16 protein-coding genes are annotated in these 14327 nt (G+C 44.7%); 15 read left to right on the plus strand and 1 reads right to left on the minus strand.

Annotated features, from left to right (window positions below):
- Window positions 1–3 precede the first annotated feature (3 nt).
- From hisZ to hisE, 10 genes are read left to right on the plus strand one after another with little or no spacing between them, the layout of a single operon-like run.
- Complete coding sequence (gene hisZ, locus H8705_RS01700; RefSeq protein ID WP_262394123.1) at window positions 4–1209, plus strand: ATP phosphoribosyltransferase regulatory subunit; 1206 nt, start codon at window positions 4–6, stop codon at window positions 1207–1209.
- On the plus strand, window positions 1206–1844 hold the full coding sequence (gene hisG, locus H8705_RS01705) for an ATP phosphoribosyltransferase (protein WP_262394124.1): 639 nt from the start codon (window positions 1206–1208) through the stop codon (window positions 1842–1844). Before hisZ ends, hisG begins: the two co-directional genes overlap by 4 nt.
- Window positions 1845–1846: 2 nt before the next feature.
- A complete protein-coding gene (hisD, locus tag H8705_RS01710; RefSeq protein WP_262394125.1) occupies window positions 1847–3130 on the plus strand; it encodes a histidinol dehydrogenase in 1284 nt (427 codons plus the stop codon).
- Between the two features lie 2 nt (window positions 3131–3132).
- Window positions 3133–4191 carry a histidinol-phosphate transaminase gene (hisC, locus tag H8705_RS01715; protein WP_262394126.1) on the plus strand — a complete coding sequence of 353 codons (1059 nt, stop codon included), beginning with the start codon at window positions 3133–3135 and terminating at the stop codon, window positions 4189–4191.
- A 13-nt stretch (window positions 4192–4204) separates the two neighbouring features.
- Window positions 4205–4783: an imidazoleglycerol-phosphate dehydratase HisB gene (hisB, locus tag H8705_RS01720; protein WP_262394127.1), complete on the plus strand. Its 579-nt coding sequence runs from the start codon at window positions 4205–4207 to the stop codon at window positions 4781–4783.
- A 3-nt stretch (window positions 4784–4786) separates the two neighbouring features.
- A complete protein-coding gene (hisH, locus tag H8705_RS01725) occupies window positions 4787–5404 on the plus strand; it encodes an imidazole glycerol phosphate synthase subunit HisH (RefSeq protein ID WP_262394128.1) in 618 nt (205 codons plus the stop codon).
- Window positions 5401–6126: a 1-(5-phosphoribosyl)-5-[(5-phosphoribosylamino)methylideneamino]imidazole-4-carboxamide isomerase gene (gene hisA, locus H8705_RS01730; RefSeq protein WP_262394129.1), complete on the plus strand. Its 726-nt coding sequence runs from the start codon at window positions 5401–5403 to the stop codon at window positions 6124–6126. Before hisH ends, hisA begins: the two co-directional genes overlap by 4 nt.
- On the plus strand, window positions 6120–6878 hold the full coding sequence (gene hisF, locus H8705_RS01735) for an imidazole glycerol phosphate synthase subunit HisF (RefSeq protein ID WP_262394130.1): 759 nt from the start codon (window positions 6120–6122) through the stop codon (window positions 6876–6878). Before hisA ends, hisF begins: the two co-directional genes overlap by 7 nt.
- Window positions 6879–6882: 4 nt before the next feature.
- Window positions 6883–7215: a phosphoribosyl-AMP cyclohydrolase gene (hisI, locus tag H8705_RS01740; RefSeq protein WP_392392056.1), complete on the plus strand. Its 333-nt coding sequence runs from the start codon at window positions 6883–6885 to the stop codon at window positions 7213–7215.
- Complete coding sequence (gene hisE, locus H8705_RS01745) at window positions 7215–7538, plus strand: phosphoribosyl-ATP diphosphatase (RefSeq protein WP_262394131.1); 324 nt, start codon at window positions 7215–7217, stop codon at window positions 7536–7538. Before hisI ends, hisE begins: the two co-directional genes overlap by 1 nt.
- 41 nt (window positions 7539–7579) lie before the next feature.
- On the opposite strand, the gene H8705_RS01750 is transcribed toward hisE, so the two are convergent.
- The gene (locus H8705_RS01750) at window positions 7580–8056 is read right to left on the minus strand and encodes a YhcH/YjgK/YiaL family protein (RefSeq protein ID WP_262394132.1); all 477 of its coding nucleotides are present in this window, start codon (window positions 8054–8056) and stop codon (window positions 7580–7582) included.
- A 215-nt stretch (window positions 8057–8271) separates the two neighbouring features.
- Here H8705_RS01750 and H8705_RS01755 point away from each other — a divergent pair, with 215 nt between their 5' ends.
- From H8705_RS01755 to H8705_RS01775, 5 genes are all read left to right on the plus strand, one after another.
- Window positions 8272–8931, plus strand: coding sequence for a GntR family transcriptional regulator (locus H8705_RS01755; RefSeq protein ID WP_262394133.1), 660 nt, complete (start codon window positions 8272–8274; stop codon window positions 8929–8931).
- A 167-nt stretch (window positions 8932–9098) separates the two neighbouring features.
- Window positions 9099–9839 carry an N-acyl homoserine lactonase family protein gene (locus H8705_RS01760; RefSeq protein WP_262394134.1) on the plus strand — a complete coding sequence of 247 codons (741 nt, stop codon included), beginning with the start codon at window positions 9099–9101 and terminating at the stop codon, window positions 9837–9839.
- A gap of 67 nt (window positions 9840–9906) precedes the next feature.
- Complete coding sequence (locus tag H8705_RS01765; RefSeq protein WP_262394135.1) at window positions 9907–11262, plus strand: citrate transporter; 1356 nt, start codon at window positions 9907–9909, stop codon at window positions 11260–11262.
- Between the two features lie 83 nt (window positions 11263–11345).
- Window positions 11346–12164 (plus strand): BKACE family enzyme, encoded by an 819-nt coding sequence (locus tag H8705_RS01770; RefSeq protein ID WP_262394136.1) that lies wholly within the window; start codon window positions 11346–11348, stop codon window positions 12162–12164.
- Window positions 12165–12199: 35 nt separating this feature from the next.
- A complete protein-coding gene (locus H8705_RS01775) occupies window positions 12200–14326 on the plus strand; it encodes a hydantoinase/oxoprolinase family protein (protein ID WP_262394137.1) in 2127 nt (708 codons plus the stop codon).
- Window position 14327: the final 1 nt, after the last annotated feature.

Here is a 14327-nt window from a genome sequence, read left to right on the forward strand (position 1 = left end):
GCTATGAAATACTATGACAAGATTACTCCTGACGGCACAAAAGACCTTTTGTTTGACGAGTGCGTGCTGCGCTCCAAGGTGACGCAAACGCTGACGGAGATGTTCCGCTCTCGGGGTTACCGCCAGGTGATTACGCCGGTGATTGAGTTTTATGACGTATTTGGAAAATCGGCCTATTTCCCGCCGGAAAATATGTATAAGCTGATGGACAATAGCGGGCGCCTGATGGTACTGCGTCCGGACTGTACGATACCAATCGTGCGTCTGATGGCTACCCGGCTTAAAAATATCCCCATGCCTGTGCGGTTGTATTATTGCCATAATGTTTACCGTGTGTCCCATGATATGCGGGGGAAGAGCAATGAAATTTATCAGACCGGTGTGGAGCTGATTGGAAGCAGCTCCCTGCACAGCGATTTGGAAATTGTAGAATTGGCGGCTTCTGGGCTTTCGGAAATCAGCGGGGATAAATATCGGATAGAACTGTGTCATATCGGTTATTTTAAGTCGCTTATTGACAGCTTGGATACGGATGACGATACCAAAGAGGAGATCCGCTGTAATGTGGAACAGAAAAACTATGCAGCCCTTAACGATCTATTGGAACAGTTTAATGAAAGCCCTGCAGCGACAGCGCTGAAATATCTCCCTCGGCTGTTCGGGGGGGAAGAAGTGTTTGCTAAAGCGTATGAACTTTTTTCAAGCAACGGCGCCGCGGACAGCTTGGACTATCTTAGATCAATTTACGAAAGCCTTCGGGAACTGGGACTTGCCGATCGGGTGATTATTGATCTGGGGCTGGTCAATCAGGCGGAATATTATACAGGGATTATTTTCCGGGGCTATTTTTCTGGACTTGGGGAACCGGTGCTTTCCGGGGGACGGTATGATAATTTAATCAGCGATTTTGGTTTGCCCATACCAGCCATCGGTTTTGCATTCAATGTGGATCTGGCCACAGAGAAAAGCCGGGGAATGGCGTTGGAAGGCCAGGCGCCGGATATTTTGGTGTTTTCTGTGGAAGAAAGACTGCCGGAAGCGATTAATTATATAAAAACCTTAACGCAAAACGGACTTACCGTAGAAAACTGTGTATTGGACGACTATGATCAGGCGGTCGCATATGCAAAGAAACGGGGCATTTCCCAAATCCATGTAATGGATGAAGAAATTGAAATTATTCAGTTAGGAGAGGGGCAGGGAAGATGAAACCGATTAGAATTGCCCTTACCAAAGGGCGGCTGGAGCAGGACAGCGTTCAAATGTTCCAGCAGCTGGGATACGACTGTACCGCTCTCCGGGAAAAGGGACGAAAATTAATTTTTCCAGTGGGAAACGCCAATATGGAAATTGTATTAGCGAAAGCGGCGGATGTGGTTACCTATGTGGAAAACGGAGTGTGCGATATCGGCGTAGTGGGAAAAGATACGATTATGGAGATGGGCGGTACCTTTTATGAGGTGGCGGATTTAGGTTTTGGAAAATGCCGGTTCGCTTTGGCTGTGCCGATGGGGGTAGATTTTTATAAAGGGTATCATACCCGGCGGATTGCTTCTAAATATGTCAACGTCTCTCGTTCCTTTTTTGAAAAGAAGGAGATGGATGTGGAGATTGTCAAAATTGAGGGATCGGTAGAATTGGCCCCCATTTTAGGGCTTTCGGACGCTATTGTGGATATTGTGGAAACGGGGACCACCTTAAAGGAAAACGGACTTATTATTCAGGAGTTTCTCGGCGAAATCAGCGCTAGGCTGATTGTAAATATCGCCAGTTTAAAGCTTCGCAAAGAGGAAATTGATACGTTCATTTCTAAGATAGAACATTATTTGGGAACGGAAGTGTAAAGATGATACAGATTACCAAAGCCAATGGAAAAGCGGAAATAGAGCTGCTGGCCGCCCTTCGTCAAAGAAGCGGAGAGGTGGATAAACAGGTAAGCGCAACAGTTTCCCAGATAATTGAAGAGGTAAAAGACGCTGGGGATTGCGCTGTGCGTAAATATACGGAAAAGTTTGATGGAAGCTGTCCTGAAAAGTTTGAAATTGATCGGGAAGAGATTAATGATGCTTTGACCAATGCGGACCAAGCATTTGTAGACGCGATGTTAAGCGCGATTGAAAATATTTCAGCCTTTCATAACAGGCAGAAACAGCAGAGTTTCCTCGATACCCAAGAGAACGGCGTTATTATGGGACAGCGCATCCGCGGTCTTGCCCGGGTTGGAATTTATGTTCCCGGCGGTACGGCGGCTTATCCTTCTTCTGTGCTGATGAATGCTATCCCGGCGAAGATTGCCGGGGTAAAAGAAATAATTATGGTAACCCCGCCGATGAAAAACGGTGCGGCGAACCCGGATATTTTAGTAGCCGCTGCTTTGGCGGGAGTAGATCGGATTTTTTTAATGGGCGGCGCCCAGGCGGCAGCGGCGATGGCGTTTGGGACTGAGAGTGTTCCTAAGGTAGATAAGATTGTCGGACCGGGAAATATCTTTGTAGCTACAGCAAAGAAACTCCTGTACGGCGTGGTGGACATCGATATGATCGCCGGGCCCAGTGAAATTTTAGTAATGGCGGACAGTACGGCAAATCCCAAATATCTGGCGGCAGATATGATGAGCCAGGCGGAACATGATGCGCTGGCTTCCTCTATCCTGCTGACTACCGACGAAAATATCGCTCGGGAAACGGTAAAGGAAATTGAGCGACAAATTGAGGGATTGTCCCGCAAGCAAATCATTGAAAAGTCTCTTGCCAATTACGGAGCGGTAATTGTCTGTCGAGATGATCAGGAAATGATTGATCTGGCAAACGAACTTGCTCCGGAACATTTGGAAGTAATGACGGCCAATCCTATGGAATATATAGGAAAGCTGGATAACGCTGGATCTGTATTCTTAGGGCAATATTCTCCTGAACCACTGGGGGATTATTACGCAGGACCAAACCATGTTCTTCCTACTGGCGGAACTGCAAGATTTTTCTCTCCCTTAGGAGTGGATAGCTTTATTAAAAAATCAAGCTTTATTTATTATACACAGGATGCACTGCGGGAGGCCCATGACGATATTGTTTTGATTGCCGAAAAAGAACAGCTAACCGCCCATGCCAATTCGATTAAAGTGAGGTTCTGAAATTGTCTTATCAATTGCCTGAAAAATTAAGAAACTTGGTTCCTTATGAACCTTTGTCCGGGGAATATAAAGTACGGCTGGACGCTAACGAAAGCTTTATCAGCCTTCCGCCGGCTATCCGTGCAGAACTGGGAGATGAACTGGCACGTATTTATTTTCGCCGCTATCCCGATCCCAATTGTACGAAGCTGTGCGAAAAATTCGGAGAGTTTTTTCAAGTACCTTCCAATCTGGTAGTAGCGGGAAACGGCTCAGATGAGTTGATTGGGCTTTTGGTGTCCTCATTTACAGAGTATGGGGATGCTATGCTGGTAGTTGAGCCGGATTTTTCCATGTATGGCTTTTACGCTCAGATGTGCGGGCTAAAGGTAGTTTCTTTGGATAAGAGAATGAATGGTCTTGTATTAAACGGGGACGCTTTGGTAGAAGCGGCAAAGGAGAGTAACGCAAAGCTTGTGATCCTTTCCAACCCATGCAATCCAACATCACTTACAGTCTCTCGGGAAGAGATTATTGCTATTGTGCAGCGGCTTAACGACTGCTTAGTAGTAATCGATGAAGCTTATATGGATTTTTCTAAAGGGTCTGTGATGGATTTGGTAGAGAAGTACGATAATTTGGTGGTGCTTAAGACCTTTTCGAAAGCCTTTGGCATGGCGGCGATCCGTTTGGGATTTGCCATTTCCAATCTTACTGTCGTTAACGCCCTAAAAGCGGTGAAATCTCCCTATAACGTAAACACCATGACCCAGGTAGCGGGATGTGTATTGTTGGGACATCCGGATTATCTAAAAGAGTGTATTTATATTATAAAAAAATCCAGGGATGATCTTTATGAAAAGCTGCTGCTCTTAAAAGAAAAGAAAACCCAGATAGAAGAAGTGATAAACACTACGGCTAATTTTGTATATGTAAAAGTGTACAAAGCGCAGGATGTATTTGAGCAGTTAAAGGAAAAGGGGATAGCAATTCGTTTCATGGGGGATTATCTGCGTATTACCACAGGGGATTCCCAAGAGAACGGACTGCTTTTGGAGGCGCTTTTTAAAATATTAAAGTGAGGTAGTGAAAATTATGAGAGAATGCAGTATTAACCGGGTAACAAAGGAAACGTATATTGATCTGGCGCTGAACTTAGACGGCAAAGGCAAATTTAACGGAAGTACAGGGATCGGATTTTTTGATCATATGCTGTCTGCATTCTCTGTGCATAGCGGTTTTGATTTAGATTTAAAAATGACCGGAGATTTACAGGTAGACTGTCACCATTCGGTTGAGGATGTAGGAATTGTATTAGGGCAGGCGTTTGCTAAGATATTGGAGGATAAATCTGCTATTGCCCGGTTTGGCAGCTTTTATGTTCCTATGGATGAATCCCTGGCCTTCTGCGCTCTGGATATTAGCGGGCGCTCTTTTCTCGCATTTGACTGTACCTTTACCAACCCTTCGGTCGGAGAGTTTGACTGCTGTATGACAAAAGAGTTTTTCCAGGCGTTTGCATATAACGCGGGAATTACTCTGCACATTAAACTGCTGGCTGGGGACAATGATCATCATAAAATCGAGGGGATATTTAAGGCGGTTGCTCACGCTTTGAAGATCGCTGTGGCCCCCAATGATGGAGGAATACTTTCCTCGAAAGGTGTTTTATAAGGGATGATTGCAATAATTGATTACGGCGCCGGGAATTTATTTAGTGTAAAAAACGCCTTGGACTTTCTTGGAATTGAAAATAAGCTCACCTCAAAGATAAGCGACCTGCAGGCGGCGGATGAATTAATTTTGCCGGGAGTAGGGGCGTTCCCGGATGCTATGAAGATGCTGGTTTCTTCCGGGCTGGATCGGGTTATTAAAGAGTTGGCGGAAGAAAAACCCTTGTTAGGAATTTGTCTTGGAATGCAGCTTCTCTTTGAAAAAGGGTATGAATTTGAAGAAACTGATGGTTTGGGGCTGATTGAAGGCTGTGTTAAGTTGATTGACGCAGGCGGCCAAAAAATCCCGCATATGGGTTGGAATGACCTCACTCTATTAAATCCCTGCGCAATGACTAAGGATGTAGAAAAAGGGGATTTTGTGTACTTTGTTCACTCTTACCGGGCAGATACCCCGCCGGAAAACATCTCCTGTTATACGGTATATCACGAACAAATTCCGGCGCTGGTCCACAAGGGAAATGTATACGGAGCTCAGTTCCATCCGGAAAAGAGCAGTGATGTAGGGCTGAAAATGCTTAGAAACTTCGCCAGTCTAACAGAAGGGAAGGCAAAGCAATGATTGTTTTACCTGCAATTGATATTAAAGACGGAAACTGTGTCCGTCTTTATAAAGGAGATTTTTCTACTGTACATCAGGTTGCAAAAAGTCCTTTTTCTACCGCGGCTCAGTTCAAAAAGGATGGCGCCGTCTGGATACATATGGTGGATTTGGACGGAGCGAAAGACGCCCGGGCGGTAAATAGTTCTCTATTTTTGGAAGTAGCCAAAACCTCTGGATTAAAAGTAGAACTAGGCGGCGGCATCCGTGATATGAAAACGATCGAGTATTATCTTGAAAATGGGATTTCTCGGATTATATTAGGTTCTGTGGCGGTAAAAAATCCACAGCTTGTGAAAGAAGCGGTAAAACAATTCGGGGAAAAGATTGCGGTAGGAATTGACGCCAAAAATGAGATGGTTGCCACCGAAGGCTGGCTGGCGGAAAGCAGCGTTCATTACCTCACTCTTGCGAAGGAAATGGAGCAAATTGGAGTAAAGTATATTATCTTTACAGATATCTCCAAAGACGGTACCCTGGAAGGGGTTAATTTACAGCAGCTTGCTGCGATGAACCAAGCGGTTTCCTGTAATATTATCGCTAGCGGCGGTGTTAAAAGTATTCTGGATATCCAGGCCTGTCGGAGGATGGGACTATATGGAGTGATTTGTGGGAAATCTATTTACAGCGGCAGCTTATCCTTAAAGGAAGCTGTTGAAACGGCAGGTGACCAAAGGTGCTAGCAAAACGTATTATTCCCTGCTTGGATGTGCGGGATGGGAAGGTTGTAAAGGGAATTAACTTTATAGGTATTAAAGAAGTAGGGGATCCAGTGGAATGTGCTATCGAGTATGATCGACAAGGTGCCGATGAGATCACTTTTCTTGATATTACAGCCACCCATGAAGGCAGAAGTACGATGATTGATGTGGTGCGCAATACCGCAAAAAATGTGTTTGTTCCTCTGACAGTAGGAGGGGGAATCCGTACGGTGGACGATTACAGGGAGATTTTACGCGCGGGCGCAGACAAAATTTCTGTAAATTCTTCCGCTGTGCGAAACCCAGAACTTGTACGTCAGGCCGCGGACAAATTCGGGAGCCAGTGCGTTGTGGTGGCTATTGATGCCCGGAGAAAAAAAGATGGCGGTTTTACCGTAGTAGTTAATGGCGGACGGATTGATACGCATTTAGACGTAGTCGAGTGGGCTAGAACGGTTTATAAGTTAGGGGCGGGAGAGATCCTGCTGACCTCGATGGATGCGGATGGTACAAAGGCGGGATTTGATATTGAACTGCTTAACGCGGTGACTGAAGTAGTAGGTATCCCGGTAATCGCCTCCGGGGGCTGCGGCAAACTGGAGCATTTCTCCCAACTTTTTAAAGAAAGCAAAGCGGATGCGGCGTTGGCGGCTTCTTTGTTTCACTATAAGGAACTGACTGTAAACCAGGTTAAAGAGCATCTTAAGGAAAATCATATTCCTGTAAGGAGATGAATGAATGATAGATTTGGATATTTATTTTCAGAAAAGCGAGCTAATTCCCGCCATTGTACAGGAAGTAGGATCGGGAGAGGTTTTGATGCTGGCCTATATGAATCGGGAAAGTTTACAAAAAACGTTTGAAACAGGGTATACTTGGTTTTACAGCCGCTCCCGGCAGGAACTTTGGAACAAAGGGGCAACCTCCGGACACCTGCAGAAGGTGATAGATTTGAGGGCGGACTGTGATGACGATACGCTGCTGGTAACAGTGGAACAGAAGGGAAATGCCTGCCATACTGGAGCGCACAGCTGCTTTTTCAAAGAAATATGGAAGGGAAGAAAAGGATAATGGAGACTATAAAGGGCCTTTACGATGTGGTATTAAAGCGAAAAAATTCTCCCCAGGAAGGATCCTATACCTGTTATTTATTCGAAAAAGGGCTGGATAAGATTTTAAAAAAATGCGGGGAAGAATGCAGCGAAGTAATTATTGCCGCTAAAAACGGGAACAAAGAAGATACCCGAGAAGAAATCTGCGATCTGCTGTATCATCTTTTGGTGATGATGGCGCAGCAGGGGATTTCGGTAGAGGAAATAGAAGAAATTTTGGAAAAACGCCGTCAAAAGATTGGCAATTTAAAAGAGTTTCATCAGACGGATCATAACACATAAAAGAAAAAAGGCGGGAAACCCAATGGGTTTCCCGCCTTTTTTTACAGGGTATCCACGTGAACTTTAAGTACGATTTTACGTATTACCATGCTATTTTCGGAGGCTACGGCAGGAATGTGTACATCGGTGGGGAAAAGGATAGCATAATCCCCCTCCTGCATTTCGATAAAATTTTCTTGGATAAGGGGATTGGTTTTGTAAAAAAGGGTATCCGCCTCCACCAACCGGTCTTCTTCCACTTGGTTATTCCCAAGGTCGGGGTAATAAATCATATGCTCCTTTCCTTTTACCAGGAGCTGAACATCCACATATTGCCGGTGTACCTCCGGACGTTTTTGCTGGCGGGGAAGAGTTTTTACATCCAGGACCTGAAGTTTCAGCCGGTTTCCATCCAGGTCAAAATAACCGGGTTTCCGGGTGAGAAGATCGGTAGAATTTTTAAAAAATAGAATAGCATTCTGGATAGCCTTCGGATAAATGGAAAGGTCTTCTTTTGCGTTAATATTGCCATAGATCATAAAAAACAGCTCCTTTCAAATTACAAATTTAGATAAATTAATGAAAAAACAGCTTCATCCTAGCACAGAATTTGAAAAAAAACAACCGAGCAATCTGTTTAAGAAATTAGAAAAAAGTTTGGTAAAATTTTCTCTTGTAATAGAATGAAAAATAATGTAATCTTAAAATAAATACATGATGTATACATGATGTACTCATAGAAGGAAGGGAAATCATGCCCAACAAAAAAGGCGATTTAAAAAATTATGTCTATCAAATCATAAGAGACCGGATTATTAACTGTACTTATGAACCAGGTAGTATGATTTTTGAACAAAGCTTAACAGCGGAACTTAAAGTGAGCCGCACGCCTGTACGAGAGGCCCTTAATCGTATTGAGCAGGAAGGATTCATTCGGATCATGCCGAAAAAAGGTGTGATGGTGAAGGAGATTACCGTGGGAGACGTAGGACAGCTGTTTCAGGCAAGGGAAGAGGTAGAACCGATTGTCGTACGTTTGGCGGGCCCTTATTTGGATAAAGAGAAGATGAGGGAGTTTCGAAAACGTTATGAAAATAACGAGCATACCACTATGTGGATGACCGCGGACAAAAATCCACCGTTAGATACCCGGCTGCATTTATATATCATTGATAATTGCCATAACACATTTCTTAAAGAGTTTATGCACAAGATTTTTGACCGCAATACTCAGCTAATGATCTTCAGCCATCATCGGGAGTTGAATATTTATAATGCCTTCGATGAACATCTGCAAATTATCGATCTTATTTTGGAAGAAAAATATGAGCAAGCCAGCCAAGTAATCAAGAATCATGTCATTCATAACAGGGATGCAATGATCGCCCATCTGCTTCGGTATCAGCAGGGATAAATAAGCAAGGCAAAGAACGCATATAACCAGCGGGTATAAAAGGTTATATGTCTGCTTCATCTTGCATCCAACATGTATACATGTTGGATGCAAGATGAACTGCCAATATTATTCATGTAGATTTAATAGGGCGCACGCCTTATTAACAAATAAAAGGAGGAAAGGCTATGAATTACAAAATTTATCCGGTATTTTTGGGATCGGCTATGAAGCCGTCGGGGGAAGATATGTATCTTTATCCCGCTGGAGAAACCTTTGAGCTGCCCTATACCTGCCATGTAATTAAGGGGGGAGATGAGGTTATCCTGGTGGATGCAGGGCTTCCCAGCCAGGAAACGATACGCAAAGAGAAGAAACCCTTTATGCAGATGGATAACGCCCCGACTTTTGAAGAAGGGCTGGCCAAAGTAGGAGTGAAAATTTCCGATGTTACCAAGATCATCATCACTCATCTTCATTGGGATCACAGTTGGAATTTGGATCTGTTTGGACCGGAAGTTCCGGTATACGTCCAGCGTAAAGAGATGGAATTTGCCATTGCACCGCTGAAATTTGCCCTTCGCTTGTATGGCAGACTGCGGGAGTGCGGTATGCCGGGATGGCTCAACGGTCTGTTTAATATTCAGGTACTGGATGGGGACGCTCAGATTGCTCCAGGAGTTGAAGTGCTGTTTACCCCAGGCCATACTCCGGGAAGTCAGTGTGTATTGGTAGATACGGCAGATGGCAAATACATTTTTACCGGAGATACCTGTCCCTGCTTTGAAAATTTCGAGCAGATGGTTCCTCCGGGAATACATCATAACCTGGAAGATTGGTATAAGACCCATGCCCGTATTAAAGCGACTGGTGCGAAATTAATTCCTTCCCATGAAATTAAAATTTTTGACCAGTCCTGCTACGGCTGATAATATCTACGTGAAAACAATTTGAGGCAAAGGAGACAACGAATAAAAAATAATGGAGGGAAATTGAATGCAATATGTAGTTGGAGTACTTTTGTTAATCTGTTTCTTTGGTTTGATTGTGTACGCCTTGAAAGGCGGAAACCTGATGTTCGGTATCCTAATTATGGCGGTTTTATGGACCGCAATACCACTAATTGGAAACCAATTGGTAACAGATCCTGCGTTCATTGCGGCTAACGCAGATGTAATCAATGTCGGTTTTAAAGATACCATCACCAAAGTTTTCCAATCGTCTCCGGAAAACTGGGGAAAAGTATTGGTAACCTTTATTTTCGGCGCTTGGTTTGGCCGTGTCATGCTGGATACGGGAATTGCATCTGCCATCATTCGTAAAACAGTGGAACTGGGCGGAGACCGGCCTGGAATTACAGCAGCTCTTCTGTATATAGTTACCGCCGCCATCTTTACCAGTATGTTCGGCGCTGGAGCGGTAGTAGCCATTGGTATTATCGTACTTCCCATTTTGCTTTCGTTGGGTATCCCAAAAATTCTGGCGCTAATTTCCTACATGTTGGCAATCGGCGCAGGATTTTATATCAATCCGGTGGGATTTGCCCAGTACCAGGTCTATTATCTGGATGCGGCGGGCAATAATACGGTATTTTATGATATGACCTATTTGAAATGGGGATTTATCGCGCTGGGAATCCAATTGGTTGTGGCAGTCCTTTTTACCTGTGTTCAGCTCAGAGGCAAGAAAGCGGTTCACGCTTGGGCGGCCCAGGCAACTATGCCAGAAGAAACCAAGCATGTGCCCGGGATTGCATTAATCACCCCATTTGTACCGGTTATTCTTACGATTGCTTTTAACTGGCCGATTATTCTGGGATTCTTGATGGCCGCATTTTTTGCAATGGCAGTATGTGGGGAGATGAAAACTTATAAAGATACCGTGCGGATGTTCAGCAAAACCTTCTTTGACGGTGTTGTAGATACTGCTCCGCTAGTTGGTATCAGTGCGTTAATTCCAATGTTCAACGCGGCATCCGCTCTTTGCGTACCATATTTCCAGGCGCTGCTTGGTAATGTAGTGCCAAGCTCCACTCTGATTATCTGCATTGTATTTATGGTAATCGCTCCTTTGGGATTGTTCCGCGGACCGTTAACTTTGGCAGGCGCAGGCGCCGCTACCCTGGGTATCCTTAAGAGCCTGGGATTTAGCAATACCTTCCTGTTCCCGCTGATGTACGCGCCTACAGTAACCATGAACATTTCTTGTTGTATTACTCAGTCCTGGATCGTCTGGGGATTGACCTATACCAACGTGGACGGCCGTGACTTCCTCAAACGTACGATCCCCACTGGTTGGATTATCTGTGCAATTTTGGCGGCCCTCACCTTTGTAATGTTTGGAAATGTGTAACTAAAAGCTCGGAAAACTCTTTGGGGAAGGGGTAGGAAATCTACCCCTTCCTGGGAAATTTAAGTAAAGAAAGGTATTTTACTATGAAGAAAGTTGCAATTTCTGTGGCTCCTGTCTATGGAAAGGTGACTCAACTGGATCCAAAAAAGGTGGCACAGGATATTATCCAGTGCGCAAAGGCGGGAGCAGGGGAACTACATCTTCATCCTCGGGACAGATTTGGAAGGTTGACAGACAACCTGGAAACTTTTCGGGAAATTGTAGACAGGGTAAAAAGCCAGGTAGATATTGTAGTGCAGGTATCTCCAGGGGCCTCTTCCCAACTGACGATGGAACAGAAATGTGTACCGTTGCGATATCCTGATGTGGAAATGACCTCGATGAATATGACGTCAATGAATTTTGGCCGACAAGTGCGTATTGTAAATCCGGAAGATATTGATTATCTTTCCAAAGAAATTATAGAGACCAACACCATTCCAGAAGTGGAACTATTCGATTTAGGGGATTTTTATACCTTTAAAATGATCGATGAAATTTATAAATTCCCTTTTAAACACTTATTTAATATCGGATTGGGACATGAAGGGCGTCTTCCTGCAACTCCAAAGGCACTGGCCGCATTTTTGCAGTTTATGCCAGAGGATGCGGTATGGAATTATACGGAGATTGGAAGAAGAGACTTTAAAATGATAACAGCCGCAATCGGTATGGGCGCCGATGGTATTCGAGTAGGGTTGGAGGACAGTAATTATCTGGATCCAACTACCCAGGTGGAAAACAATGCCCCTATTGTAGAGCGAATAGCAAAAATTTTACAGGCAATGGGAACACAACCAGCGTCTCCGGCAGAAATCAGGCAGAAACTTAATATTGAAAAATGTGTGGCGGTCACCCGCTGATGAACATAGAAACTATTTTGAGAGGATGATATAATATGGCTGACAGAGCGGTGCGTATGGGAATCGACGTAGGTGGAACCCACACAAAAGCGGTAGCGATTGATAACGCGACCCATGAGATTATAGGAAAATCCTCAGTAAAAACTACCCATGACCATCCCTCGGGCGTTGCTGCCGGCGTAGTACAGGCTTTTGAAAACTGTTTGAGAGAAAATAATATTTCTCCGCAGGATGTTATATTTGTAGCTCACTCCACCACGCAAGCTACCAACGCCTTGGTGGAAGGAGATGTAGCGCAGGTAGGAATTTTAGGGGTTTCCGGCGGTGGACTGGAAGGCTTTTTGGCCAAAAAACAGGTACGGCTGACTGATATCGATTTGGGTTCAGGAAAAATCATTCATATTTTTAACAGTTATCTTCGTAAAAAAGAGTTAAATGAAGGGACCATCAATCGGGAACTGGATAGCCTGCAAAGCCAGGGAGCTCAGGTAATTGTGGCGTCAATGGCGTTTGGTGTGGACAGCATCACAGAAGAAAAACAGATACAAACTTTGGCAGAAGCCAAAAATCTTCCGGCCACAGTAGCTTCCGATATCACCAAACTGTATGGGCTGACCCGCCGTACGAGAACGGCAGCGATCAATGCCAGCATTCTTCCTAAAATGCTTGATACCGCCAACAGTACCGAGCAAAGCGTGCGCAGTGCAGGGGTTAACGTTCCGCTGATGATTATGCGCGGCGACGGCGGTGTTATGGAAATCGGGGAAATGAAAAAACGTCCGGTGCTCACGATGCTTTCCGGTCCGGCTGCGTCAGTTATGGGGTCTTTAATGTACCTGAGGGCCTCCAATGGAGTATATTTTGAAGTAGGGGGAACCACTACTAATATTGGCGTGATTAAAAATGGCCGTCCTGCCATTGATTATACAATTGTAGGAGGGCATAAAACCTATATCAATTCCCTGGACGTACGGGTGCTGGGCGTTGCAGGGGGAAGTATGGTGCGCGTAAGCAAAAGCGGTGTAGTGGATGTAGGGCCAAGAAGCGCGCATATTGCAGGGATGGATTATGCGGTCTTTACTCCGGAGGAAGAAATCATAGATCCACAGATAGAATTGTTCTCCCCGAAAAAGGACGATCCCTCCGACTACTGCTGTATAAAGCTGGCAAGCGGCAAGCGTATAGCAATCACCAATACCTGTGCCGCCAATGTGCTGGGGCTGGTTGATCCCCAGTATTTCTCTTATGGCAACGCAGCTTCCGCCAGGAAAGCCATGCAGCCTATCGCTGACTACATAGGCACTACCGTAGAAGAAGTGGCCACGCAGATACTGACGAAAGCTTACGGGAAGATCGAGCCGGTGATTACAGAACTGGCGGAAAAATACCGGCTGGAACATGATCAAATTTCCTTAGTGGGCGTTGGTGGCGGCGCTGCGGCGTTAATCGGATTTTGCGCCGATAAAATGGATATTAAATATAATATTCCAGAAAACGCGGAAGTAATCTCTTCCATCGGCGTAGCGCTTGCTATGGTAAGAGACGTAGTGGAAAGAGTTATTCCCAATCCGACGCCTCAGGATATTAAGAATATTAAAAAAGAAGTCATTGATAAAGCCATAGAAAGTGGCGCGTCCCCGGAAACCATCGAAGTGCATATTGAAATTGACAATCAAAGCTCGAAAGTTACTGCGATCGCTCTGGGATCCACGGAAGTAAAAACAACCGACTTGCTGAAAGAATGTACGCAACAAGAAGCCTTAGAAATCGCCAGCAAGGACCTGATGGAGGATGCTTCTCAGGTCAACTTGCTTACTGATAGCAAATATTTTTACGTGTATGGCTGTCAAAAGAAAGATAGGCAGGCAATTCGTATTCTTGACCGAAAAGGTTTTATCAAGGTCCAGCGCAATGACGGTGTAGCTGTGAAATGTAAAGTGGCACAGTATGAACAGGTAGTAAAAAAGCTGTATGAGGATCTGGCGGTATATCTTGCGGACAGTATCCTGCGCCCGGATTATTATTTATGTATTGGCGCTAGAATGATGGATTATGCGGGATCAGTGGATTTGCAGCAGAATCTCATGATCATGGATCTGGAACTTTCTTCCCTGGAACCAGAGGAAGAGATTATCATCATAGCTACTAGAAATAAGATATAAT

Origin of the sequence: Youxingia wuxianensis (assembly GCF_014385085.1) — a bacterium.
GTDB classification, from domain to species: Bacteria; Bacillota; Clostridia; order Oscillospirales; family Ruminococcaceae; genus Youxingia; species Youxingia wuxianensis.

Bases quoted from the DNA above. Each gene is read 5' to 3' on its own strand.
- hisZ (WP_262394123.1), top strand. From the start codon at position 4: ATGAAATACTATGACAAGATTACTCCTGACGGCACAAAAGACCTTTTG.
- hisG (WP_262394124.1), top strand. From the start codon at position 1,206: ATGAAACCGATTAGAATTGCCCTTACCAAAGGGCGGCTGGAGCAGGAC.
- hisD (WP_262394125.1), top strand. From the start codon at position 1,847: ATGATACAGATTACCAAAGCCAATGGAAAAGCGGAAATAGAGCTGCTG.
- hisB (WP_262394127.1), top strand. From the start codon at position 4,205: ATGAGAGAATGCAGTATTAACCGGGTAACAAAGGAAACGTATATTGAT.
- hisH (WP_262394128.1), top strand. From the start codon at position 4,787: ATGATTGCAATAATTGATTACGGCGCCGGGAATTTATTTAGTGTAAAA.
- hisA (WP_262394129.1), top strand. From the start codon at position 5,401: ATGATTGTTTTACCTGCAATTGATATTAAAGACGGAAACTGTGTCCGT.
- hisI (WP_392392056.1), top strand. From the start codon at position 6,883: ATGATAGATTTGGATATTTATTTTCAGAAAAGCGAGCTAATTCCCGCC.
- hisE (WP_262394131.1), top strand. From the start codon at position 7,215: ATGGAGACTATAAAGGGCCTTTACGATGTGGTATTAAAGCGAAAAAAT.
- H8705_RS01750 (WP_262394132.1), bottom strand. From the start codon at position 8,056: ATGATCTATGGCAATATTAACGCAAAAGAAGACCTTTCCATTTATCCG.
- H8705_RS01755 (WP_262394133.1), top strand. From the start codon at position 8,272: ATGCCCAACAAAAAAGGCGATTTAAAAAATTATGTCTATCAAATCATA.
- H8705_RS01760 (WP_262394134.1), top strand. From the start codon at position 9,099: ATGAATTACAAAATTTATCCGGTATTTTTGGGATCGGCTATGAAGCCG.
- H8705_RS01765 (WP_262394135.1), top strand. From the start codon at position 9,907: ATGCAATATGTAGTTGGAGTACTTTTGTTAATCTGTTTCTTTGGTTTG.
- H8705_RS01770 (WP_262394136.1), top strand. From the start codon at position 11,346: ATGAAGAAAGTTGCAATTTCTGTGGCTCCTGTCTATGGAAAGGTGACT.
- H8705_RS01775 (WP_262394137.1), top strand. From the start codon at position 12,200: ATGGCTGACAGAGCGGTGCGTATGGGAATCGACGTAGGTGGAACCCAC.